The sequence below is a fragment of the Streptomyces lunaelactis genome (assembly GCF_003054555.1).
In the GTDB taxonomy this organism is placed as follows: domain Bacteria; phylum Actinomycetota; class Actinomycetes; order Streptomycetales; family Streptomycetaceae; genus Streptomyces; species Streptomyces lunaelactis.
The window spans coordinates 1,947,886-1,969,368 of sequence record NZ_CP026304.1 but is presented as its reverse complement, the minus strand read 5'-3'; the positions used below and the strand labels follow the sequence as shown (position 1 = coordinate 1,969,368).

21 protein-coding genes are annotated in these 21,483 nt (G+C 69.7%); 11 read left to right on the top strand and 10 right to left on the bottom strand.

The features are described from left to right. Positions 1–246: 246 nt before the first annotated feature. From SLUN_RS08790 to moaA, 3 genes are all read left to right on the top strand, one after another. A complete protein-coding gene (locus SLUN_RS08790) occupies positions 247–612 on the top strand; it encodes a DUF485 domain-containing protein (protein WP_108147952.1) in 366 nt (121 codons plus the stop codon). Beyond that, positions 609–2,252, top strand: coding sequence for a monocarboxylic acid transporter (locus tag SLUN_RS08785; protein ID WP_108147951.1), 1,644 nt, complete (start codon positions 609–611; stop codon positions 2,250–2,252). Before SLUN_RS08790 ends, SLUN_RS08785 begins: the two co-directional genes overlap by 4 nt. 153 nt (positions 2,253–2,405) lie before the next feature. Then, the gene (gene moaA / locus SLUN_RS08780) at positions 2,406–3,395 is read left to right on the top strand and encodes a GTP 3',8-cyclase MoaA (protein WP_108147950.1); all 990 of its coding nucleotides are present in this window, start codon (positions 2,406–2,408) and stop codon (positions 3,393–3,395) included. Here the strand turns inward: moaA and SLUN_RS08775 are convergent. After that, positions 3,378–3,656, bottom strand: a complete 279-nt coding sequence (locus tag SLUN_RS08775; RefSeq protein WP_108147949.1) for a hypothetical protein — start codon at positions 3,654–3,656, stop codon at positions 3,378–3,380. The two genes, moaA and SLUN_RS08775, sit on opposite strands and share 18 nt — an antisense overlap. A gap of 179 nt (positions 3,657–3,835) precedes the next feature. Continuing rightward, positions 3,836–4,222 (bottom strand): DUF3099 domain-containing protein, encoded by a 387-nt coding sequence (locus SLUN_RS08770; RefSeq protein ID WP_108154610.1) that lies wholly within the window; start codon positions 4,220–4,222, stop codon positions 3,836–3,838. Positions 4,223–4,435: 213 nt separating this feature from the next. Here SLUN_RS08770 and SLUN_RS08765 point away from each other — a divergent pair, with 213 nt between their 5' ends. Further along, on the top strand, positions 4,436–4,714 hold the full coding sequence (locus SLUN_RS08765) for a GlsB/YeaQ/YmgE family stress response membrane protein (RefSeq protein WP_108147948.1): 279 nt from the start codon (positions 4,436–4,438) through the stop codon (positions 4,712–4,714). 76 nt (positions 4,715–4,790) lie between these two features. On the opposite strand, the gene tyrS is transcribed toward SLUN_RS08765, so the two are convergent. From tyrS to SLUN_RS08750, 3 genes are all read right to left on the bottom strand, one after another. Beyond that, positions 4,791–6,062 (bottom strand): tyrosine--tRNA ligase, encoded by a 1,272-nt coding sequence (tyrS, locus tag SLUN_RS08760; protein WP_108147947.1) that lies wholly within the window; start codon positions 6,060–6,062, stop codon positions 4,791–4,793. Positions 6,063–6,105: 43 nt separating this feature from the next. Continuing rightward, complete coding sequence (locus tag SLUN_RS08755) at positions 6,106–7,497, bottom strand: metallopeptidase TldD-related protein (RefSeq protein WP_108147946.1); 1,392 nt, start codon at positions 7,495–7,497, stop codon at positions 6,106–6,108. A gap of 82 nt (positions 7,498–7,579) precedes the next feature. Then, entirely contained in the window at positions 7,580–9,103 is a 1,524-nt protein-coding gene (locus SLUN_RS08750; protein WP_108147945.1) for a TldD/PmbA family protein, read from the bottom strand. A gap of 220 nt (positions 9,104–9,323) precedes the next feature. Here SLUN_RS08750 and fabG point away from each other — a divergent pair, with 220 nt between their 5' ends. The 6 genes from fabG to SLUN_RS08720 all read left to right on the top strand — a co-directional run bounded on the left by fabG (position 9,324) and on the right by SLUN_RS08720 (position 12,644). After that, positions 9,324–10,028, top strand: a complete 705-nt coding sequence (gene fabG / locus SLUN_RS08745) for a 3-oxoacyl-[acyl-carrier-protein] reductase (RefSeq protein ID WP_108147944.1) — start codon at positions 9,324–9,326, stop codon at positions 10,026–10,028. 4 nt (positions 10,029–10,032) lie between these two features. After that, positions 10,033–10,800 (top strand): enoyl-ACP reductase FabI, encoded by a 768-nt coding sequence (gene fabI, locus SLUN_RS08740; RefSeq protein ID WP_108147943.1) that lies wholly within the window; start codon positions 10,033–10,035, stop codon positions 10,798–10,800. 179 nt (positions 10,801–10,979) lie between these two features. Further along, positions 10,980–11,336 carry a hypothetical protein gene (locus SLUN_RS08735; protein WP_108147942.1) on the top strand — a complete coding sequence of 119 codons (357 nt, stop codon included), beginning with the start codon at positions 10,980–10,982 and terminating at the stop codon, positions 11,334–11,336. A gap of 188 nt (positions 11,337–11,524) precedes the next feature. Then, positions 11,525–11,641, top strand: a complete 117-nt coding sequence (locus SLUN_RS41030; protein ID WP_251018379.1) for an SGM_5486 family transporter-associated protein — start codon at positions 11,525–11,527, stop codon at positions 11,639–11,641. Between the two features lie 156 nt (positions 11,642–11,797). Continuing rightward, positions 11,798–12,004 (top strand): hypothetical protein, encoded by a 207-nt coding sequence (locus SLUN_RS08725; RefSeq protein WP_108147941.1) that lies wholly within the window; start codon positions 11,798–11,800, stop codon positions 12,002–12,004. Positions 12,005–12,092: 88 nt separating this feature from the next. Next, positions 12,093–12,644 (top strand): SixA phosphatase family protein, encoded by a 552-nt coding sequence (locus SLUN_RS08720; protein WP_108147940.1) that lies wholly within the window; start codon positions 12,093–12,095, stop codon positions 12,642–12,644. A 163-nt stretch (positions 12,645–12,807) separates the two neighbouring features. On the opposite strand, the gene serB is transcribed toward SLUN_RS08720, so the two are convergent. Next, positions 12,808–14,067: a phosphoserine phosphatase SerB gene (serB, locus tag SLUN_RS08715; RefSeq protein WP_108147939.1), complete on the bottom strand. Its 1,260-nt coding sequence runs from the start codon at positions 14,065–14,067 to the stop codon at positions 12,808–12,810. Continuing rightward, complete coding sequence (locus SLUN_RS08710; RefSeq protein ID WP_218929493.1) at positions 14,064–15,713, bottom strand: streptophobe family protein; 1,650 nt, start codon at positions 15,711–15,713, stop codon at positions 14,064–14,066. Before SLUN_RS08710 ends, serB begins: the two co-directional genes overlap by 4 nt. Positions 15,714–15,946: 233 nt before the next feature. Between SLUN_RS08710 and SLUN_RS08705 the strand changes: the two genes are divergently transcribed. Continuing rightward, positions 15,947–18,487, top strand: a complete 2,541-nt coding sequence (locus tag SLUN_RS08705; RefSeq protein WP_108147938.1) for an ABC transporter ATP-binding protein/permease — start codon at positions 15,947–15,949, stop codon at positions 18,485–18,487. Between the two features lie 79 nt (positions 18,488–18,566). Here SLUN_RS08705 and SLUN_RS08700 read toward each other — a convergent pair whose 3' ends face one another. From SLUN_RS08700 to SLUN_RS08690, 3 genes are all read right to left on the bottom strand, one after another. Continuing rightward, a complete protein-coding gene (locus SLUN_RS08700) occupies positions 18,567–19,319 on the bottom strand; it encodes a transglycosylase SLT domain-containing protein (RefSeq protein ID WP_108147937.1) in 753 nt (250 codons plus the stop codon). A gap of 277 nt (positions 19,320–19,596) precedes the next feature. After that, on the bottom strand, positions 19,597–20,715 hold the full coding sequence (locus tag SLUN_RS08695) for an S-adenosylmethionine:tRNA ribosyltransferase-isomerase (protein WP_108147936.1): 1,119 nt from the start codon (positions 20,713–20,715) through the stop codon (positions 19,597–19,599). Then, entirely contained in the window at positions 20,712–21,410 is a 699-nt protein-coding gene (locus tag SLUN_RS08690; RefSeq protein WP_108154609.1) for an SDR family NAD(P)-dependent oxidoreductase, read from the bottom strand. Before SLUN_RS08690 ends, SLUN_RS08695 begins: the two co-directional genes overlap by 4 nt. Between the last annotated feature and the right edge of the window lie 73 nt (positions 21,411–21,483).

Here is a 21,483-nt window from a genome sequence, read left to right as displayed (position 1 = left end):
CCCCTGTTGCGAATGGGCGGGTACATGACCAGCGAAGCTATCGCTGATCATGCGGCGCCTTCAATGAGTTCGAGAAGAAATTCGAGAAGAAAGCGGCAAGAAAGAGGCTGATGTTGAACCGGTTCGGCGTGCTCACCGTGCCGTTGTCAGGGGGTGGAGCAACATCAATCCATCCCCGACCAGTGAGGTTCTGTTGTGACTACCCCTACGTCCTTCCCCACCGCACCCGCGTCGCGAGGAGATTCCGTGGCTACCGATGCACCGCCGCCCCCGGGCGGCACGGACACCAGCCCCGCTCAGCCCACGACAGAGGCGTTCGTCGAGGTGCAGGAGAGTGCGGAATTCGGCGAACTGCGCCGCACATACCGCTCCTTCGCCTTCCCGCTGACCGTCGCCTTCATCGCCTGGTACCTGCTCTACGTGCTGCTTTCCAACTACGCCGGCGGCTTCATGGGCACCAAGGTCTTCGGCAACATCAATGTCGCCCTGGTCTTCGGACTCGCCCAGTTCGCCACCACGTTCCTCATCGCCTGGCTGTACTCGCGGCACGCCGCCACGAAGCTCGACCCGAAGGCTCAGGAGATCAAGTCCCGCATGGAGGCCGACGCATGAGCGCCGCGTACGCCGCGTATCCCCCGCTTCAGCTCGCCGCAGGAGAAGGGGCGAGCGAGCACCGGCCGCTGATCATCACGCTCTTCGCCTGCTTCGTCGTCGCGACGCTGGTCATCACCGTGTGGGCCGGCCGCCAGACCAAGAGCGCCTCCGACTTCTACGCCGGCGGCCGCCAGTTCACCGGCTTCCAGAACGGCCTCGCGGTCTCCGGCGACTACATGTCCGCCGCGTCCTTCCTCGGCATCGCGGGCGCCATCGCCCTCTTCGGCTACGACGGCTTCCTGTACTCCATCGGCTTCCTCGTCGCCTGGCTGGTCGCGCTGCTCCTGGTCGCCGAACCGCTGCGCAACTCCGGCCGCTACACCATGGGCGACGTCCTCGCGTACCGCATGCGCCAGCGCCCGGTCCGTACCGCCGCGGGCACGTCCACCATCGTCGTCTCGATCTTCTATCTGCTGGCGCAGATGGCCGGCGCGGGCGTCCTGGTCTCGCTGCTCCTCGGCATCACCAGCGACGCGGGCAAGATCGCGATCGTCGCCCTGGTCGGCGTACTGATGATCGTGTACGTGACCATCGGCGGGATGAAGGGCACCACCTGGGTGCAGATGGTCAAGGCGGTCCTGCTCATCGCGGGCACCCTGCTCATCACCTTCCTGATCCTGCTGAAGTTCAACTTCAACCTCTCCGACCTGCTCGGCACGGCCGCGTCGAACAGTGGCAAGGGATCGGCGTTCCTGGAGCCCGGTCTCAAGTACGGCGCCACGAGCATCTCGAAGCTGGACTTCATCTCGCTCGGCATCGCGCTGGTGCTGGGCACCGCCGGACTGCCGCACATCCTGATCCGCTTCTACACCGTGCCCACCGCGAAGGCCGCCCGTAAGTCGGTGATCTGGGCGATCGGCATCATCGGCGCCTTCTATCTGATGACCATCGTGCTCGGCTTCGGTGCCGCCGCTCTGCTCAAGCCCGGCGACATCATCGCCTCCAACAAGGCGGGCAATACGGCGGCCCCGCTGGCAGCCCTGGAGATCGGCGGCGGATCGGGCTCCACCGGAGGCTCGATTCTGCTGGCGGTGATCTCCGCGGTCGCCTTCGCCACCATCCTCGCGGTGGTCGCGGGCCTCACCCTGGCGTCCTCGTCCTCGTTCGCGCACGACATCTACGCGAACGTCATCCGCAGGGGCAAGGCCACCGAGAAGGAGGAGGTCCGTGCGGCCCGCTGGGCGACGGTCGCCATCGGCGTCGTCTCCATCGCGCTCGGGGCACTGGCCCGCGATCTGAACGTCGCAGGCCTGGTCGCACTCGCCTTCGCGGTCGCCGCTTCGGCGAATCTGCCGACGATCCTCTACAGCCTGTTCTGGAAGCGGTTCACCACACAGGGCGCCCTGTGGTCCATCTACGGCGGTCTGGCCTCGTCCGTGCTGCTGGTGCTCTTCTCGCCGGTCGTCTCGGGCAAGCCCACCTCGATGTTCAAGGACGCGGACTTCTACTGGTTCCCGCTGGAGAACCCGGGAATCGTCTCGATCCCGCTGGGCTTCCTGCTCGGCTGGCTCGGCTCCCTCGTGTCGAAGGAGGAGCCCGACAAGGGCAAGTACGCGGAGCTCGAGGTCAAGTCCCTCACCGGGACGGGAGCGCACTGACCAGGAGCGTTCCACGCGTACGAAGCGCGGCCGCGTCGTAGAGTCCTACGACGCGGCCGCGCCGGTCCTCGTGACAATCGGGCCACCCCGTTGTCGGACCTCTGGCGTAGGCTCGAAGACAATAAGATCCGCGAATCGGGGAGGGGGCCCATAGTGCTCATCGACACCTATGGCCGTGTGGCCACTGACCTGCGTGTTTCACTCACTGACAAGTGCAATCTGCGGTGCTCGTACTGCATGCCGGAAGAGGGCCTGCAGTGGCTCGCCAAGCCGGATCTGCTCAGTGATGACGAGATCGTCCGGCTGATTCGTATCGCCGTCACCGACCTCGGTATCACCGAGGTCCGCTTCACCGGTGGGGAGCCGCTGCTGCGGCCCGGCCTGGTCGGGATCGTCGAGCGGTGTGCCGCGCTCGAGCCCCGCCCGAAGATGTCGCTGACCACTAATGGCATTGGGCTGAAGCGCACCGCGGCCGCCCTGAAGGCCGCCGGCCTGGACCGGGTCAATGTCTCGCTCGACACCCTGCGGCCCGAGGTCTTCAAGACCCTCACGCGCCGCGACCGCCACGACGACGTACTGAACGGGCTCGACGCCGCCCGCGCCGCCGGCCTCACCCCGGTCAAGATCAATACGGTGCTGATGCCGGGTCTCAATGACGACGAGGCCCCCGACCTGCTCGCCTGGGCTGTGGCCAACGACTACGAGCTGCGCTTCATCGAGCAGATGCCGCTCGACGCGCAGCACGGCTGGAAGCGCGACGGCATGATCACCGCAGGCGACATCCTGCAGTCCCTGCGTACGCGCTTCACGCTCACCGAGGAGGGTGAAGAGGAGCGCGGCTCCGCGCCCGCCGAGCGCTGGATCGTGGACGGCGGGCCGCACCGGGTCGGCGTCATCGCCTCCGTCACCCGCCCGTTCTGCGCGGCCTGCGACCGCACCAGGCTCACCGCCGACGGCCAGGTGCGCAACTGTCTGTTCGCCCGTGAGGAGACGGACCTGCGTGCCGCACTGCGCTCGGAGGCGCCGGACGAGGAGATAGCCCGCCTCTGGAAGCTGGCGATGTGGGGCAAGAAGGCCGGATCCGGCCTTGACGACCCGACGTTCCTGCAGCCCGATCGGCCGATGTCAGCGATCGGCGGCTGAGCCGTGGCCCGAGTCGGAGCCCAGGCCGTGGCCCGAGTCGGAGCCCGCGCCGGAGTTCCGCTCCCACTCCGCGAGCGTCACGACATCCTTCAAGAAGCCACGCACACCCAGGAATTGGGAGAGATGCTCGCGGTGATCGTCACAGGCGAGCCAGGTCTTGCGGCGCTCGGGAGTGTGCAGCTTCGGGTTGTTCCACGCGAGCACCCAGACCGCGTCGGCGCGGCAGCCCTTGGCGGAGCAGATCGGCGTTTCGTCACTCACTGATGTTCATCCCAAACAAGGCGACGCCGAGCAGCCACGGGGGGAGCTGCCCGGCGTCGGTCCGTCGCTCCGACGGGGGATGCGGAGCGCGTACGAAGTATGTCACGGGGACCGGGGTGCAGTGCACAGGAACTTCATGATTGATCTGAGCTTTTCCTGAGCTTCACGGGCCCGCGAGATCAGGTCCGTTCGTGCCCCTGACGGCCCCGTTCAGAGGCTCCGGCCTCCGGTTCGCCCTCTGTTGCGCCGGGCGCCGGCGAGGGCGCGGAGACGGGCGCGATCACCGGCCGGGAGGGGGCGGGGACGAACGTCGAGGGCAGCGAAGGGGCGCTCTCCCGGCCCGCGTTGGCGATCACCACAGCGATATAGGGGAGGACCCCACCCAGCACCAGCGCCACAATCGCCACGGGGCGTTCCACGTTCCACAGGGTGACGGCGAGGATCACCGCGAGGGTCCGCACCGACATGGAGATCACATAGCGGCGCTCCCGGCCGCGCACATCCTCGGCGAGCCCCTGCCTGGCTCCCGTGATCCGGAATACCTCCGCGCTGCCATGCTTCCGCATCACGTCCACCACCCGGTTTCCACGTCGGACGCTCCCGGTCCTGACCACTCCACCGTACGCCGCGCCTGCGACGCCTACGAGAGCGGGGGCGGACCCGCCTGCGTGTCCCGACTGCGCCGTCGCGCGTATGGCGGTGCCCGACATGCGCCGTATGGCGGACAGGCCGAGACTGGCGGCGTAACTGCTCACACAGGGCCGTACGAGGAGGCAGCCATGGGCTGGTTGTGGGCGATCATTGTGGGATTCGTGCTGGGCCTGATCGCAAAGGCGATCATCCCCGGCAAGCAGCACAGTCCCCTGTGGCTGATCACCATTTTCGGCATCTGCGGCGCCGCACTCGGCAACTGGCTGGCGATGGGGTTCGGGATCGACGAGACCAGGGGCATCGACTGGGGCCGGCATGCGCTTCAGCTCGCGGCGGCCGTGCTCATCGTCTTCCTCGGCGACAGGGCGTACAGCACGGTACGCGGCGACAAAAAGCAGCGAGCTTGACCGTTGTCGCCGGCGGGGCTGAACCCAGCCCCGCCGGCGTTTGGGTCGCGGGGTTCGGGCCGGAGCCCCGACCGAGTCAGCCGGCGGCCGTGACCTCGACCGCGGCCAGGTTCTTCTTGCCGCGACGCAGCACGAGCCAGCGGCCGTGCAGCAGTTCGTCCCGCGCCGGCACCGCGTCCTCGGCGGCGACCTTCACGTTGTTCACGTAGGCCCCGCCCTCCTTCACCGTGCGGCGGCCGGCCGACTTGCTGGCCACCAGCCCCACCTCCGCGAGCAGGTCCACGACCGGGACCAGCTCGGCGACCTGGGCCTGCGGCAGCTCGGAGAGCGCCGCCCGCAGCGTCGGCTCGTCGAGCTCGGCCAGCTCGCCCTGCCCGAAGAGCGCCTTCGACGCGTTGACGACGGCCGCGCACTGGTCGGAGCCGTGCACCAGCGTCGTCAGCTCCTCGGCCAGCGCCCGCTGCGCGGCACGCGCCTGCGGCCGCTCCTCGGTCAGCCTCTCCAGCTCCTCGATCTCCTCGCGGGACGTGAAGCTGAAGATCCGCAGGAACTTGGAGACATCCCGGTCGTCCGCGTTCAGCCAGAACTGGTAGAAGGCGTACGGCGTCGTCCGCTCGGGATCGAGCCAGACCGTGCCGGACTCCGTCTTGCCGAACTTCGTACCGTCGGCCTTGGTGATCAGCGGGGTGGCCAGCGCGTGCACATCCGCCTCGGGCTCGACCCGGTGGATCAGGTCGGTGCCCGCGGTGAGGTTGCCCCACTGGTCGCTGCCGCCGGTCTGCAGGGTGCAGCCGTACCGCCGGTTCAGCTCCAGGAAGTCCATGCCCTGCAGGATCTGGTAGCTGAACTCGGTGTAGCTGATGCCCGCGTCGGAGTTCAGCCGCCGCGCGACCGCCTCCTTCGCGATCATCTTGTTGACCCGGAAGTACTTGCCGACGTCGCGCAGGAAGTCGATCGCCGAAAGACCCGACGTCCAGTCCAGGTTGTTGACCATGGTCGCGGCGTACGGACCCTCGAAGTCGAGGAACCGCTCGATCTGCCCGCGCAGCCGCTCCACCCAGCTCGCGACGACCTCGGGCGCGTTCAGCGTGCGCTCCGCATTGGGCTTCGGGTCACCGATCAGGCCGGTGGCACCGCCGACCAGACCCAGCGGGCGGTTCCCCGCCTGCTGGATCCGGCGCATGGTGAGGATCTGGACCAGATTGCCCAGGTGCAGGCTCGGCGCGGTCGGGTCGAAGCCGCAATAGAACGTGACGGGACCGTCCGCGAACGCCTTGCGCAATGCGTCCTCGTCAGTGGAGAGGGCGATCAGCCCGCGCCACTGCAGTTCGTCGACGATGTCCGTCACTTCTCTCGCGTCTCCTTCGATCTGCCAATAGACGTTTACGAGGTTATACGCCCTGGCTGACCGAGCTCATATTGAAATCCGGGACCCGGACAGCGGGCATCGCGGCCCGGGTGAACCAGTCGCCCCACTCGCGCGGCAGCGTCTTCTCGGTGCGGCCGGCCTCGGAGGCCCGGGACAGCAGGTCGACGGGCGACTCGTTGAAGCGGAAGTTGTTGACCTCGCCGACGACCTCGCCGTTCTCCACGAGATAGACGCCGTCCCGGGTCAGCCCGGTCAGCAGCAGCGTCGCCGGGTCGACCTCGCGGATGTACCAGAGACAGGTCAGCAGCAGCCCGCGCGCGGTCGCGGACACCATCTCCTCCAGCGAACGCTCGCCGCCGCCGTCCAGGATCAGGTTGCCCGCCCCGGGCGCGACCGGCAGCCCGGTCAGCGCGGCGCTGTGCCGTGTGGTGACCAGATGCTCCAGCTTTCCGCCGCGCACCCAGTCCGTCGGCGGCAGCGGCAGGCCGTTGTCGAAGACCGAGGCGTCGTCACCGGAGGCGTGCGCGATCACGAAGGGCGCGGACTCCAGGCCCGGCTCGTTCGGGTCGCTGCGCAGGGTCAGCGGCAGCGGGGAGAGCCTCTCGCCGACGCGGGTGCCGCCGCCCGGCTTGGAGAAGACCGTACGGCCCTCTGCCGCGTCCCGGGCCGCAGACGACCACAGCTGGTAGATCAGCAGATCGGCCACGGCGGTGGGCGGCAGCAGCGTCTCGTACCGGCCGGCGGGCAGTTCGATACGGCGCTCCGCCCAGCCGAGCCGCTGCGCGAGCTCCGCGTCGAGGAGTGCGGGGTCCACGTCCTTGAAGTCCCGCGTGGAGCGGCCGGCCCAGGCGGAACGCGAACGGTCCGGGGACTTGGCGTTGAGCTCCAGCGTGCCGCCCGGCTGGTCGTGGCGCAGCCGCAGCCCGGTCGACGTACCGAGGTAGGTGGAGGTCAGCTCGTGGTTGGCGAAGCCGTACAGCTGACGCTCCCCGGCGCGGGCACGGGCGAAGGCCTCGCCGAGCGCGGGCGCGAAGTCGGCGAAGACGGCCGAGGAGGTCTCGGCCGGAGCGTCGGTGAAGTCCGGGGACGCCTGGACCCCTTCGACGAGAGGCTGGGCGTCCTCGGCGGGTTCGGCTCCACGGGCGGCGGCCTCCGCGGCCCGCACCAGCGGCTCGAGGTCGTCGGCGGTGACGGCGGACCGCGACACGACGCCGGATGCGGTGCCTTCGGCGCCGTCGACGGTCGCGATGACGGTGAGGGTGCGGCCGCGGGTGACGCCGTTGGTGGTGAGGGCGTTGCCGGCCCAGCGGAGATTGGCGGAGGAGTGCTCGTCGGCGATGACGACACAGCCGTCGGCGGTGGACAGCTCCAGGGCCCGCTCGACGATCTCGTGCGGCTTGCTGCTGCGGCTCATCGACCGGCCTCCTGCGTGGTGTTGAGACTGTGCTTGCCCGGGGGGCGCCCCCCGGACCCCCGGCAAATTCCGTGCCGCCCGCTCATCGACCGGCCTCCTGCGTGGTGTTGAGGATGTTGACACCGCGGAACAGCGCGGACGGGCAGCCGTGGGAGACCGCCGCGACCTGGCCCGGCTGGGCCTTGCCGCAGTTGAAGGCCCCGCCCAGCACGTACGTCTGCGGGCCGCCGACCTTCTCCATCGAGCCCCAGAAGTCCGTCGTCGTCGCCTGGTAAGCGACATCGCGCAGCTGACCCGCCAGCCGGCCGTTCTCGATACGGAAGAAGCGCTGCCCGGTGAACTGGAAGTTGTAGCGCTGCATGTCGATCGACCACGACCGGTCGCCGACCACATAGATGCCGCGCTCGACCCCGCCGATCAGATCGTCCGTCGACAGCCCGCCCGGGTCCGGCTGCAGCGACACATTCGCCATCCGCTGCACCGGCACATGCCCGGGGGAGTCCGCGAACGCGCAGCCGTTGGACCGGCCCAGGCCCGTCAGCTTCGCGATCCGCCGGTCCAGCTGGTAGCCGACCAGCGTGCCGTCCTTGACCAGGTCCCAGGACTGCGCCTCGACACCCTCGTCGTCGTAGCCGATCGTGGCGAGACCGTGCTCGGCGGTACGGTCGCCCGTCACATTCATCACCGAGGAGCCGTACTCCAGCTTCCCCAGCTTGTCGAAGGTGGCGAAGGAGGTCCCGGCGTACGCGGCCTCGTACCCCAGCGCCCGGTCCAGCTCGGTGGCGTGGCCGATCGACTCATGGATGGTCAGCCACAGATTCGACGGGTCGACCACCAGGTCGTACCGCCCGGCCTCGACGCTCGGCGCGCGCATCCTCTCCGCGAGCAGCGTCGGGATCCGCTCCAGCTCGGACTCCCAGTCCCAGCCCGTGCCGGTCAGATACTCCCAGCCCCGCCCCACCGGGGGCGCGATCGTGCGCATCGAGTCGAACTCGCCGGTCGTCTCGTCGACGGCGACAGCGGTCAGCTGCGGGTGCAGCCGCACCCGCTGCTGGGTGGTGACGGTGCCCGCCGTGTCCGCGTAGAACTTGTTCTCCTGGACCGTGAGCAGCGAGGCGTCCACATGCGCGACGCCGTCGGCCCGCAGCAGCCGCGTACTCCACTGCGCCAGCAGCGCAGTCTTCTCCTCGTCGGGTACCTCGAACGGGTTGATCTCGTACGAGGAGACCCAGGTCCGGTCCGCGTGTACCGGCTCGTCCGCCAGCTCCACCCGCTCGTCGGAGCCCGCCGCCGCGATCACCTGACCGGAGAGCTTCGCCATCGAAATCGCCTGGCCCGCGACCCTGGCGGCCGCGTCCATCGTCATATCGACGCCGGATGCGAAACCCCAGGCGCCGCCGTGCACCACCCGCACCGCGTAGCCGAGGTCCGTGGTGTCCGACGAGCCCGCGGGCTTGGCGTCACGCAGCCGCCAGGCCGCGCTGCGTACGCGCTCGAAACGGAAGTCGGCATGCTCGGCACCGAGCGCGCGGGCCCGGGCGAGTGCCGCGTCGGCGAGCGCCCGCAGCGGCAGCGCCGTGAAGGCTTCGTCGATGGAATGAGGCACGAATGTCTCCTGTCGTCGAGACGGGTCGCCCTGATCATCGCGCGCCGGAGGGTCCGTTGCCCAGCCGCCCGGCGGAGCCGGGGGGCTGGGCCTTCTGTAGAGACCCGACAGTGACTCAACCAAGGCGCTGTCAGGGCCCGATTCTCCATAAGGCGGACAGGACCGATAGGTTTTCGAGGTACCAGACCGCGTACGAGCCCGCTATCGAAAGGGTGATCCGTTGAGCCGCTCGGTTCTCGTCACCGGAGGAAACCGGGGCATCGGCCTCGCCATCGCCCGCGCATTCGCCGACAACGGTGACAAGGTTGCGATCACCTACCGCTCCGGCGAACCGCCGGCCGGCTTCCTGGCCGTCAAGTGCGACATCACCGACGCCGAGCAGGTGGAGCAGGCCTACAAGGAGATCGAGGAGAAGCACGGTCCCGTGGAGGTGCTCGTCGCCAACGCCGGTGTCACCAAGGACCAGCTGCTGATGCGGATGTCCGAGGAGGACTTCACGTCCGTCATCGACACCAACCTCACCGGCACCTTCCGGGTCGTGAAGCGTGCCAACCGCGCCATGCTGCGGGCCAAGAAGGGCCGTGTCGTACTGATCTCCTCCGTGGTGGGGCTGCAGGGCTCCCCGGGGCAGGCGAACTACGCCGCGTCCAAGGCCGGTCTCGTCGGCTTCGCCCGTTCCCTCGCCCGTGAGCTCGGCTCGCGGAACATCACGTTCAATGTCGTCGCTCCCGGTTTTGTCGACACCGACATGACCCGGGTGCTGACCGAGGAGCAGCGCGCGGGCATCGTCGCCCAGGTGCCGCTCGGCCGCTACGCGCAGCCCGATGAAGTCGCCGCCGCGGTGCGCTTCCTCGCCTCCGACGACGCCTCGTACATCACTGGAGCCGTCATTCCCGTTGACGGCGGATTGGGCATGGGTCACTGATCACATGAGTGGAATCCTCGCCGGCAAGCGCATCCTGATCACCGGTGTGCTGATGGAGTCGTCCATCGCCTTCCACACCGCCAGGCTGGCCCAGGAGCAGGGCGCCGAGATCATCCTGACCGCCTTCCCCCGGCCCACGCTCACCGAGCGCATCGCCAGGAAGCTGCCCAAGCCCGTCAAGGTCATCGAGCTGGACGTGACCAATACCGAGCACCTGGACCGGCTCGCCGACCTGGTACGCGACGAGCTCGGCGGGCTGGACGGCGTCGTCCACTCCATCGGCTTCGCCCCGCAGGACGCGCTCGGCGGCAACTTCCTCAACACGCCGTTCGAGTCCGTCGCCACGGCGATGCACGTCTCGGCGTTCTCGCTGAAGTCGCTCACGATGGCGTGCCTGCCGCTGATGAACGAAGGCGGCTCGGTCGTCGGCCTGACCTTCGACGCCAAGTTCGCCTGGCCGCAGTACGACTGGATGGGCCCGGCCAAGGCCGCGCTGGAGGCCACGTCGCGCTACCTCGCCCGCGATCTGGGCAAGCAGAACGTCCGCTGCAACCTGGTCTCGGCCGGTCCGATCGGCTCCATGGCCGCCAAGTCCATCCCGGGCTTCTCGGAGCTCGCGGACGTGTGGAACCACCGTTCCCCGCTGGAGTGGGACATGTCCGACCCGGAGCCTGCCGGCCGTGGTGTCGTGGCGCTGCTCTCGGACTGGTTCCCGAAGACGACCGGCGAGATCGTCCACGTGGACGGCGGTCTGCACGCCATCGGCGCGTAGCGAGTCACCGCGCAGCGAGTTCTACGACGACGCCCCGGCTCCTCACAGGAACCGGGGCGTCGCCCGTTCGGGCCCCCGGAGCGCGCGGTGCACCCCGCAGAGGGCGAGGCTGGAGAGGCAATCCCCCTTGTGGTGCAGCCGCGGCCACCAGCCGCAGTACGGCCGAGGAGGTCCTGCTTGTGCGTACGACCTGGTGCTCCGCCTCCGTACTGGTCAGCCTGACGGTCCTGCTGTGGGCCACGCCGACCGCCGTTTCCCAGCCGCGCATCGAAGAGCCGAAGTCCCGGTCCCAGTCGCAGCCCGTAACCTTCGAGGCCGACTGCCGCATCGTCGTCGAAGGCTCCCGGGCCACCGCCTACTGCCACAATCCGTACCCCGAGACCGACCGCGTCCAACTGCATGTCGAGTGCGAACGCTGGTGGGACGTCGACGCGGACAGCGCGCCCGTCAGCATCGGCCCGGCCGGCTACGCGGAGCTCACCGAGCGCTGCTGGAAGGAGATCCGCGAGGTCTGGGTCAGCCACCGGCCCCAGTAGGTTTCCGCAGGCACATGAACGGGTGGCGGGCCCCCCTCCGCGGCCGCCGCGTCGCCGTCGCCCGTGCGGATCGCATCGACCATCCGCGCGTGGTCCATGGGCTATCTGATCTCCATCCCGGGACCGCTGCTGGTGGCCGGCCGGGACCGGACGATCGAGGACGAATGCCGAGGTGCGAGACTGAGTCCATGCCTGTGCTCGACCCGAACCCCCCGAACGGTCAGAAGAAGCTCCTCCTCGTGTTCGGCGCGATGATCGCCATCACGGTGGTGATCGCCGTGATCGCGTCCATCGCCTCGCCCTGACACGGAGTTGGTCGCCCGCGGCCCGCAAGGTGGTGCTAGCACCACCAACCCCTAGGGGGTCAGGGTCAGGGTGAAGTGGGTGGGTCACCGGATGGGCCCGCGGGCCCATGATCCCTAGGTTTGAGGTACTGAAACCGCAGACCTACGGAGGCGGCCATGTCGGCCCACACGTACACCCGGTCCCACGCCAAGGCCTCGGGCAGCGTCGACATCCGGCTGCCGTGGTGGGCCCTCGCCCTGCCGATGCTCGCCTTCGTCGTACTGCTCCTGCTGATCGCGGACCCCGGCCAGGCGCACGCCGCGGGCGGCGACCCGGCGGTCGGCCAGATCATCGACCGCATCCAGCACACACTGTCCCGGTAGACACGGTCCCGGTGACGGATTCACCCTTCGTGGGGGAGCCCGCCAACACCCTGCGCCCGCTGGCGCATTTCATGCGAAGCTGGGGTGCATGAGCGCCGCTGTGTCTTCCGGTGGGACACCCCCCGGACCTCCCGAATCCCGCAGGATCGCCCTCCTCCGGCATGCGAAGGCCGACTGGCCGCAGGTGTCCGACCATGAGCGCCCGCTCGCCGAGCGCGGCCGCCAGGACGCCTCGACGGCAGGCCGCAGACTGGCCGAGACCGGTATCGCCTTCGACCTGGCTCTGTGCTCGACAGCGAGCAGGACCCGCGAGACCTGGAAGCTGGCGGTGCACGAGCTGCCGCACCGCCCCAGGACGGTGTACGAGGAGCGGCTGTACGACGCCTCACTCGGCGATCTGATCGCGCTGCTCAACGAGACCCCGGACGAGGTGAACGATCTTCTCGTGATCGGCCACAACCCCGGGGTGCACGCGCTCGCGGACGCGCTCGCCGGCAAGGCCGAGGGTGACACGCTGGCCCGGATGACGAAGAGCGGCTTCCCGACCGCGGCGCTCGCGGTCGTGGGCTTCAGCGGCTCCTGGAAGTCCGTGGAGCACGGCGTGGGCACTCTGCTCGAATACTGGGCGTCGCACGACTGACCCCCATCCGGCCGATGCAGCCGGCCCAGGCGCGAGTCTTCGCGCCGGGGCCCCTTGCCCGTGCGCGCCAGGGGGTGATTTCAGCCCCTCCGGCGATTGAGGAGCGGGGTGCGGGGCGGAGTCCCGGTTCGGGCGACGGCACCCGCTATTTGTCAGACACCCCCTAGTGCTCCGCGCCCTCGCCGTCGGCCGCCTCGACCTCTTCGCGCGTAATCCCCAGCAGATAGAGCACCGCGTCCAGGAACGGCACATTGACCGCGGTGTGGGCCGCCCGGCGGACGACGGGCTTGGCGTTGAAGGCGACACCGAGCCCTGCCGCATTGAGCATGTCCAGATCATTGGCACCGTCACCGATCGCGACGGTCTGCGACAGCGGCACCCCCGCCTCGGTGGCGAACCGGCGCAGCAGCCGGGCCTTGCCCGCGCGGTCCACGATCTCGCCGACCACCCGGCCGGTGAGTTTCCCGTCCACGATCTCCAGCGTGTTCGCCGAGGCGAAGTCGAGCCCGAGCCGCGTTTTGAGATCGTCGGTGACCTGGGTGAAGCCACCCGACACGACGCCCACCTGGTAGCCGAGCCGCTTGAGCGTACGGATCAGGGTGCGGGCACCGGGGGTCAGCCTGACCTCCGTCCGTACCTTGTCCACGACGGACGCGTCGAGCCCGGCCAGCAGCGCCACGCGCGCGTGCAGCGACTGCTCGAAGTCCAGCTCACCGCGCATCGCGGCGGCGGTGACCTCGGCGACCTTGTCCTCGCACCCCGCATGCGCGGCGAACAGCTCGATGACCTCGTCCTGGATGAGGGTCGAGTCCACATCCATGACGACCAGGCGCTGGGCCCGCCGGTGCAGCCCGGCCGACACGACCGCCACATCTACGCCGATCTCGGCGGCCTCGGTCGCCAGCGCGGTGCGCAGCGGCTCGGTCTCCGTGCCGGACACCGCGAACTCGACGGCGGTGACGGGATACTTGGCGAGCCGGAAGATCCGGTCGATATTGCCGCCGATCGCCGCGATCCTGGCCGCTATGGCGGCGGTCGACTCGGCGGTGAGCGGGTGCCCCAGCACGGTGACATGCGAACGGCCACTGCCGCGCGGCCGGTTGTCGCCGGTGCCCGAGATGATCTCGGCCTGCAGCTTCAGGGACTCGGCCCAGCTGTGCACGGTCGCCCGCAGCTCGCCCTCGGTGGTCCCACCGGCGGTCGGCGCGGTGACGAGGGCGCACAGGACGAGGCGGCCCCGGGAGACGACCTGCTCGATGTCGACGACGTCGACGGAGTAGGCGGCGAGGGTGTCGAAGAGGCCTGCGGTGATCCCGGGACGGTCCTTCCCGAAGATCTTGACGAGGAGGGTGGGTACGTCAGGGGTCTCAGAGGTCTCAGGGGTCTGAGGGGTCTGCGATGCGGGGGGCTGCGATGCGCTCATGGTGCTTCCACCGTATCGGGCGGAGGTGACGGTGAGACGACGCGTCCCGAGTGCCGGACAGCCGGCGCCCTCAGCGGCCGCTTCTCGGGGCGCCGGGCGGGGGCGGCCCCTCCTCCGGGTCCGGTGCGGAGGGCGGCGCGGCGGGTGGTGGAGTGAGCGGGCCCACCATCGTCGGGGCGCCGTGGATCCCCGGCGGCGGGCGCAGATACGGGTTCGTGTCGTCGTTCGACGGGCGGTACGGCGCCGCCGGGCGGTACGGCCCGGGCACGTCGGCCGCAGCCACCTCGGCCTGCGCCGGCCCGGCGCCCGCGTCCGTACACCAGCAGCGCCCCACCCCGCCCGTCCCGCTCCCGCCGCCCCAGCAGCAGCGCCATGCCCATCTGGCCGTGCAGCTCGATGCCCGCGCCGAAGGCGTCTATGCCCAGCACCGACAGCGACGCGTCCGCCGAGACATCCGTCAGCCACACCAGCAGCGGCAGGGTCAGCGCCGTGACCAGCCCCAGACGCACCGCGCACCGACCGGCGAACGCGAAGGCCCCGTGCCCGTCCACCGGTGTACGCGCCGCCGCCAGCACCCCCGCGTACAGCATCATCACCGCTGCCGCGACCGCCAACAGCCATACCCGCCCGTCCAGTTCCGCCAGCCTGCTCACGGTCGCGGGCTCGTCCGCCGAGACCCGCAGCAGCTCGTCCAGCGGATCAGGCAGCACCTTCGCCAGCTCACCCGTCGCTCTGCCGTCCCAGGGCACGAACAGCCCCAGGGGTATCCCCAGCCACGCCCCGTTCGGCGCCCCGATCAGCGCCGCTCCCGCGATCCGCTTCGGGTGGTCGTCGCCGATCGCCGCGTACGCGGCAGCCGCGTACCCCGCGAGGACCGCGACCAGCAGCACGCTCACCATCGCGGACGCCGCCGGCCGTACGGTGCGCCGCACCGCCTCCCACGCTGCCCCGCGGGGCAGCGGCGTACGCCGGGACGCGAGCAGTGCGATCACCAGCACCCCGAGCACCCAGAACAACGCGCCCGCCAGCGAATCCGTGGTGTTCACGCTGAACCCCACCGCCGCCTCGGCGTCCACGAGATGCCCGACCCGGTCGGGCAACAGCCCCCCGATGTCCCCGATGTCGCCCAGCCCCGGTACCTCGATACCGCCGCCACCGGCCCCCGGCGCCTTGTCGAGGTCCAGCCCCAGCTCCGCCCCGTCGATCGTGATGACGTCGTGACCTGCCCATGCCAGCCCGCCGACGGTCGCGACGAACAGAATCACCACCCCGCCCGCCCGCGCGGCGAGTTCGGTCCCCGAGATGTACGGCCCGGCGCCACGCAGCGAGCGTAGGAAGAAGTACGCAAGGAGTAACGCCCCGACGAGGCCCACGCCCAGTGGCGTGATGTCGACGGCCGTCGTGGCCTCTGCGCCTTCCAGCCCGAACGCGGACACATCACCTGCCGGAGTGACCGATCCGCCCACCGCGAGCACCACCGTGGCCGCCGTCATCGGCCCGAGCGCCGCCGTCGAATCCGCGCCCAGCAGGTGCAGTCCGAGCGCCGCCGCACCGGCCATACCGACCAGTGCCCAGCTCACCGCCGCTATCGACGCCAGCAGCACATCGCCCCAGCGCACCCGGTCGGCACTGCCGCTCGCGTTCATGCGGACCCCCCGATCCCTCTGGGTTTGCCCCAGTTACCCCCATTCGCGCGTGATCCGTACGCACTCATGGGCGGTTACCACTCTCCGGGCGTGTTTCTCCCCCGTCAACGGCCGGTCCGAACGCGGTCTTCACAAGGCCCGGCTTTCGGATACGGGAGCGGGCCTGAAATAGTTCCTCAGGATGTTCGCCATCCCTAGACTCCCTGTGATGGGGGTAACTCGGGGGACAATAAGTGGGGCATGGAGTGCCGGAACTCGTACTGGAATTGAACGGAAGGACCTGGACCCTCGATCCGTCCAGGTCATACACCCTCGGACGTGATCCGCAGGGCGACCTGGTGATCGACGACGCCAGGGTCTCGTGGCGGCACGCCAGCATCAGCTGGGGCGGCCGGAGTTGGGTGATCGAGGACCACGGCAGCACCAACGGCACATACGTACAGGGCCAGCGGATCCATCAGATGGAGATCGGCCCCGGCTCGGCCGTGCACCTGGGCAACGCGACCGACGGCCCGCGGCTGAGCCTCTCGGGTGCCGCCAGCGCCGGCGCGTACAGCGCCCAGAGTGCCGCGCCCCAGCAGCAGGCGGTCAAGCAGCAGGCCGCGCAGGCTCCGGTCCAGCCGCAGCAGCAGGGCTGGCAGCAGCCGCCGCAGGCTCCGGCGCAGCCCCAACAGGGCTGGCAGCAGCCGCCGCAGGCGCAGGTCCCGCACCAGCAGGGACCCGGCGGCGCGGGCGGTTTCGCGGGGGCTCCGCCGGTGTACGGGGACCGCAGCCCGACCACCTTCCATCAGCTGGCCCTCGGCCGGGTGATGCGCATCGGTCGAGCGCTCGAGAACGAACTGGTCGTCTCCGACCTCCAGGTCTCGCGCAACCACGCCGAGTTCGTGGCGACTCCCGACGGCCGCTTCGAGATCCGCGACCTCGGATCCCACAACGGCACGTACGTCAACGGTCAGCCGATCGCCAAGAACGGCACCGTACTCCTCGGCCCGAACGACATCGTCGGCGTCGGTCACTCGACCTTCCGCCTCGTCGGGGACCGGCTCGAGGAGTTCGTCGACACCGGTGAGGTCTCCTTCTCCGCCCGCCACCTCACGGTGACGGTCGAAGGCGGCAAGCAGATCCTCAAGGACGTCTCCTTCGGCGTCCCGGAGAAGTCGCTGATCGCGGTCATCGGCCCGTCGGGCTCCGGCAAGTCCACCCTGCTCAAGGCGCTCACCGGCTACCGGCCCGCCAACGAGGGTGACGTCCTCTACGACAACCGGAACCTGTACAAGCAGTTCGCCGAGCTGCGCCAGCGCATCGGTCTGGTCCCGCAGGACGACATCCTGCACAAGGAGCTGACCGTCCGGAAGGCCCTCAAGTACGCGGCCAAGCTCCGCTTCCCCGGCGACACCGCCGAGGCCGAGCGCGAGGCCCGTATCGACGAGGTGCTGCGCGAGCTCAAGCTCGACATCCACAAGGACAAGAAGGTCACCTCGCTCTCCGGCGGCCAGCGCAAGCGCGTCTCCGTCGCCCTCGAGCTGCTGACCAAGCCGTCGCTGATCTTCCTGGACGAGCCGACCTCCGGCCTCGACCCGGGCATGGACCGCGATGTCATGCAGCTGCTGCGCGGCCTCGCCGACGACGGCCGTACGGTCCTCGTCGTCACCCACTCCGTGGCCGAGCTGGCGATCTGCGACAAGCTGCTCGTCATGGCCCCCGGTGGCGCGGTGGCGTACTTCGGCCCGCCGGAGGAAGCGCTCAACTTCTTCGGCTACAGCACCTGGGCCGACGTCTTCTCGGCGTTCGAGAACTACCGCGACTACGACTGGGCGGGACGCTGGCGCGGCTCGCAGCACTACCAGATGTACGCCGCCGACATCGACGCCGTCGCCGCGCAGTCCGTCACCATGCCGCCTGCGCAGCAGATGCGACCGCCGAAGGCGCAGAGCTGGGGCTCCCAGCTGTGGACGCTGATCCGCCGCTACTCCTCGGTGATCGCGTCCGACCGGGGCTTCCTGGGCCTGATGGTGATCCTGCCCGCCGTCCTCGGTGTGGTCAGCGTCGTCATCCCGGCCGACTTCGGCCTCGCCCCGCCGACGCCGCCGTCCAGGTTCAACGGCGACGCCGGCACGATCATGCTGATCCTCGCGGTCGGCATGTGCTTCTCGGGCGCGGCCAACTCCGTACGAGAACTGATCAAGGAACGGGTCATCTACGAACGGGAACGGGCCACCGGCCTGTCCCGCTCGGCGTATCTGATGTCCAAGGTGATCGTCCTCGGCGTGATAACGGCCATCCAGGGCGTCATCATCTGCGGTATCGGCTTCGCCACGCGCGAGCTGCCCGAAGAGGGCCTGATCATGCCGCCGGCCGTCGAGCTGTGCGTCACCATCACGGCCCTGGGCTTCACCTCGATGATGTTCGGCCTGGTCATCTCCTCGCTGGTGAAGACCGCCGAGAAGACGATGCCGCTGCTGGTCATGTTCGCGATCGTCCAGGTCGTCTTCACCGGCATTCTCTTCCAGGTCTACGGTTCGCCCGGCCTGGAGCAGTTCGCCTGGCTGATGCCGTCCCGCTGGGCCATCGCCGCCGCCGGTGCGACGCTCGACCTGTCGCACCTGATGCCGCCGTGGGACCCGAAGAACCCCACCAACCTGGACCCGCTGTGGGAGCACACGGCCGGCCAGTGGGGCATGAACATCGCGATCCTGCTCGCGATCGGCATCGCCTGCGGCTTCGCGGTCGCGCGGCTGCTGCGCCGCCACGAGCCGGAGGTCATGCGCAAGTAGCGTGGACACGCACACGCCGAAGGGCGGCACCCCGCCGGGTGCCGCCCTTCGGCGTATGTCAGGAGCGTGCCTGTGTTGCTCAGTAGGCGCTGTCGACGTTGTCGATCGAGCCGTAGCGGTCGGCGGCGTAGTTGGCCGCGGCGACGATGTTGGCGACCGGGTCGTACTGGTTGTGGGCCGTGCCCGCGACGTGGTAGGCGTCGAACGTCGGCTTGATGACCTGCAGCAGGCCGATCGACGGGACGCCGTTGATCGCGTTGATGTCCCAGTTGTTGATGGCGTTCGGGTTGCCGCTGGACTCACGGATGATGTTGCGGTGCAGCCCGTCGTACGTGCCGGGGATGCCGTGCTTCTTCATGATCGAGAGACCCTCGCGGATCCAGCCGTCCAGGTTGTTGGCGTAGACCGGCTTGCGGGCGGCGGCGCGGCTGGCGGCCTGCTTCTTCGCCCGCTCCTTCACGGCGGCCTTGGCAGCGGCCTTCTTCTTGGCCGCGGCCGCGGCGGCAGCCTTCTTCTTGGCGGCAGCGTCGGCGGCGGCCTTCTTGGCCGCAGCAGCCTTCTTGGCCGCGGCGTCGGCCTTGGCCTTGGCCGCGGCGTCTGCTGCAGCCTTCTTGGCCGCGGCGGCCGTCTTGGCCTTGGCCGCGGACTGCTGCTCGGCGATCGCCTTCACGGCGGTCGTCTTCGCGGTGTCGGCGGCGCGGATCTCGGTGCCGGCGGAGGCGTTCCCCGGGACGAGGGAGAACGCGAGGGCCGCAGCGCCGGCCGTGGCGATGCCGGCGATGGAGAACTTGTGGGTCTTGTTCAGACGACTGTTAATGCGGAACGCGGACATACAGACGTACCTCATTCGAATAGCGGAAGTCGCATCAGGCCGGGGCGGCGCTGCGCTCCTCGGCGGCGACGGCTGCAATTCTTAGCGGCAGCAAAATGCTGTGGCAAAGGTGTGACGTACTATCCGCAGTAGTGGATCACGGTCGGGGTAAATGCCTCAAAACCTACCCAGTCCCCGCTCACGTGCCCCATATGTGTCCACTAGGGGTGTTCGTAAGTGATGTGCGTCCTATGCGCGGGCTCACATCGAGCGCGTAGCATTCTCACCACGCGTTGCGTCAGCAATGCAAAGAGTGAGGGTTGTCGTCCGGGAGTATGAGGTGGACGTCGCCGAACTCGTGCCAGAGGTAGAGACGGCGCAATGCCTCGGCATAACCGCGGTACAGAGCCTCTCGCCCCGCGATCGCCTCCAGCATCAGCAGATGCGAGGCCTCCGGCTCGTGCAGCCCGGTCAGCAGCCCGTCCACGGCACGCGCCCCGCGCCCCGGCGTGATGACCAGATCGGTCCACCCCGAGGCCGCGTGCACCACGCCGTCGGGACCCGCGGCCGACTCCAGGGCGCGTACGGCCGTCGTGCCGACCGCCACGATGCGCCCTCCCGCCCGTCGCCCGCCACCACCCTTCCAAGGAAGCGCTCCGCGCCCTGCTCTCTTCGCGCGCGCGGCATTCACCAGCCACGCCGTCGTCGGCGGCACCTCGAAGCGCTCCGGATACGGCGGCTCGTACGCCTCCGCCGACGCCACCCCCGTGTGCAGAGTGACCGGAGCGAACTGCACGCCACGGCTCACCAGCTCTGCCACCAGCCGCGCGGTGAAGGGGCGCGCGGCGCTCGGCATCTCCGCCGAGCCGGCGCCGTCGGGGGAGGGCAGCGCGAAGACCGTCTGATACGCGGACAGGGGCTGGTCCCGCACCGTGTACCGGTACCGGATCGGCCTGCCGCAGCGGCGCATCAGCCCTGCCACGTCCGTCGACACCGAGGCCCACCACAGCCGGTCCGCGCCCGGCGTCAGCGGCTCCTCCAGCACGAGCTTCTCGCCCCCGGGAAGTCGTACGAGCGCCCCCACGGGCCCTCCGGCGCGCGGCAGCGTGCTGCCCGAGCCGTCCGGCCGGCGCAGCTCCACCGCCCAGCGGTGGTCGTCACCCCGCGTCGAGAAGTGCACGACGACCGCATCGCCGCCGACCCGCCCGTTGACCGCCGCGGGCAGCGTGACCGATGTATTGACCACCAGGACGTCCCCGGCCAGCAGTTGCCCGGGAAGGTCACGGAAGGCGTGGTGGGAGACCTCCGTCCCGCGCGAGACCATCAGGCGTACGTCGTCCCGCCCCGAACCGCGCTCCTCGGCCGGCACCCGCGCCGAGAGCTCCTCGGGCACCCACAGCGTCTCCAGCACGCTCATCGCACATCCACCAGCGCGGGCGCCGCGTACCGCCCGCTCACGGGCCGCTGCTCCAGCAGGCGGAGGAAGCCCGGAACCACCGCCTCCGGCGCCGGGCGCGGATCGTCGTCGTCCGGTACGGCGGCCGCGTACAGATCCGTCTGCATGTCGCCGGGGTCGACCGTCCACACCCGCAGCTCCGGCTCCTCGACCGCGAGGACCGCCGCCAGCTGGTCCAGAGCGGCCTTTGAGGCCCCGTAGCCGCCCCAGGTCTCGTACGCCTCGGCCCCCGCGTCCGAACTGACCGCGATCACCGTGCCCGCCTCCGACGCCCGCAGCAGCGGCAGCGCCTCCTGTACGAGCCCCAGCGCGGCGACCACATTGGTCTCCAGCGCCGCCCGCAGCCCCTCCAGCGGCAGCGCGTCCAGCCGCACCAGCGGCTCGGCGCCCAGGGCGCTCGCATTGCTCACCAGCAGATCAAGGCCGCCGAGCCCGCCGGCCGCGGCCAGCAGCTCCTTACGGTGCCCGGCATCGGTGACATCTCCCGCCACCGGCACCACGCGCGTTCCGTACGAAGCGCCGATACTCCGCGCGCTCTCGTTGAGGGCGCTCGCGGTCCTGGCCCCCAGCACCAGATCCCAGCCCTGCTCGGCGAGGGCGGCCGCGAGCGCACGCCCCAGGCCCTTCGAAGCCCCTGTGATCACCGCTACCGGCATGATGTCCATCCCCTTGCCCGCTGTCCGCGTCGATGCCCCCAACGTAGGAACGCGGCCGTGCCGGACGCCTCGT

Bases quoted from the DNA above. Each gene is read 5' to 3' on its own strand.
- SLUN_RS08710 (WP_218929493.1), bottom strand. From the start codon at position 15,713: ATGAACGCGAGCGGCAGTGCCGACCGGGTGCGCTGGGGCGATGTGCTG.
- serB (WP_108147939.1), bottom strand. From the start codon at position 14,067: ATGAGCGCATCGCAGCCCCCCGCATCGCAGACCCCTCAGACCCCTGAG.
- SLUN_RS08695 (WP_108147936.1), bottom strand. From the start codon at position 20,715: ATGAGCGTGCTGGAGACGCTGTGGGTGCCCGAGGAGCTCTCGGCGCGG.
- SLUN_RS08700 (WP_108147937.1), bottom strand. From the start codon at position 19,319: ATGTCCGCGTTCCGCATTAACAGTCGTCTGAACAAGACCCACAAGTTC.
- SLUN_RS41030 (WP_251018379.1), top strand. From the start codon at position 11,525: ATGCCTGTGCTCGACCCGAACCCCCCGAACGGTCAGAAGAAGCTCCTC.
- fabI (WP_108147943.1), top strand. From the start codon at position 10,033: ATGAGTGGAATCCTCGCCGGCAAGCGCATCCTGATCACCGGTGTGCTG.
- SLUN_RS08720 (WP_108147940.1), top strand. From the start codon at position 12,093: ATGAGCGCCGCTGTGTCTTCCGGTGGGACACCCCCCGGACCTCCCGAA.
- SLUN_RS08785 (WP_108147951.1), top strand. From the start codon at position 609: ATGAGCGCCGCGTACGCCGCGTATCCCCCGCTTCAGCTCGCCGCAGGA.
- SLUN_RS08770 (WP_108154610.1), bottom strand. From the start codon at position 4,222: ATGCGGAAGCATGGCAGCGCGGAGGTATTCCGGATCACGGGAGCCAGG.
- SLUN_RS08725 (WP_108147941.1), top strand. From the start codon at position 11,798: ATGTCGGCCCACACGTACACCCGGTCCCACGCCAAGGCCTCGGGCAGC.
- SLUN_RS08765 (WP_108147948.1), top strand. From the start codon at position 4,436: ATGGGCTGGTTGTGGGCGATCATTGTGGGATTCGTGCTGGGCCTGATC.
- SLUN_RS08755 (WP_108147946.1), bottom strand. From the start codon at position 7,497: ATGAGCCGCAGCAGCAAGCCGCACGAGATCGTCGAGCGGGCCCTGGAG.
- SLUN_RS08690 (WP_108154609.1), bottom strand. From the start codon at position 21,410: ATGCCGGTAGCGGTGATCACAGGGGCTTCGAAGGGCCTGGGGCGTGCG.